Origin of the sequence: Flavobacterium sp. RSB2_4_14, from assembly GCF_051547085.1 — a bacterium.
In the GTDB taxonomy this organism is placed as follows: domain Bacteria; phylum Bacteroidota; class Bacteroidia; order Flavobacteriales; family Flavobacteriaceae; genus Flavobacterium.
Genome location: NZ_JBPTTL010000026.1, coordinates 1 through 621, shown reverse-complemented (window position 1 = coordinate 621; position 621 = coordinate 1). Strand labels below are relative to the sequence as shown.

The following is a 621-nucleotide window of genomic DNA, read 5'->3' as shown; positions in this document are numbered from 1 at the left end:
ATAGTAGAACAACCGCTAACCGTAAATCCATTACCAACGGTTATCCAACCACTAGCACCGTATAGAGTATGTGATAATGATGCCGATGGTATTGCCATTTTTGATATGACCAATCCACAATTGGCGACCGCTATTTTAGGCACTATCCAAAGTCCATCCAACTTTACCATTACCTATTATGCTACCGCACAAGGTGCTAACCCAGTAACCAATACCGGACAAACCCCACTGCCAGCAAGTTACCAAAATACCACACCCAACACACAAAACATCTACATCAGAGTAGTGAACAATGCTACAGGATGTGTGAATGCCACAGGTATATTGACCTTAGCCGTAGAAGAGTATGCACAAGCGACAGGACCACAAACCTTTGCCAGTTGTGACGATTACCTTGATCCATATGACGGCGTGTACCAATTGGATTTAACCCAATACAACACCGCCATCCTAAACGGACAAAACCCAGCCATCTTCCTCATTAGCTACTACCATACCCAAGCCGATGCTATAGCCGGCACTAATGCCATACCATTAGCCCAAGCTCAAGCCTATATCACCACACCAGACACTGATCAGATTTGGGTGAAAGTAGAAAACAGTAGCAATACCATCACACCG

General features: G+C 44.8%; 1 protein-coding gene. It reads left to right on the top strand.

Annotation, left to right across the window (positions count from 1 at the left end):
- Nucleotides 1-621, top strand: a 621-nt coding sequence (locus tag ACSVH2_RS14100) for a hypothetical protein (protein WP_438093817.1), incomplete at both ends; no start/stop codon positions are given.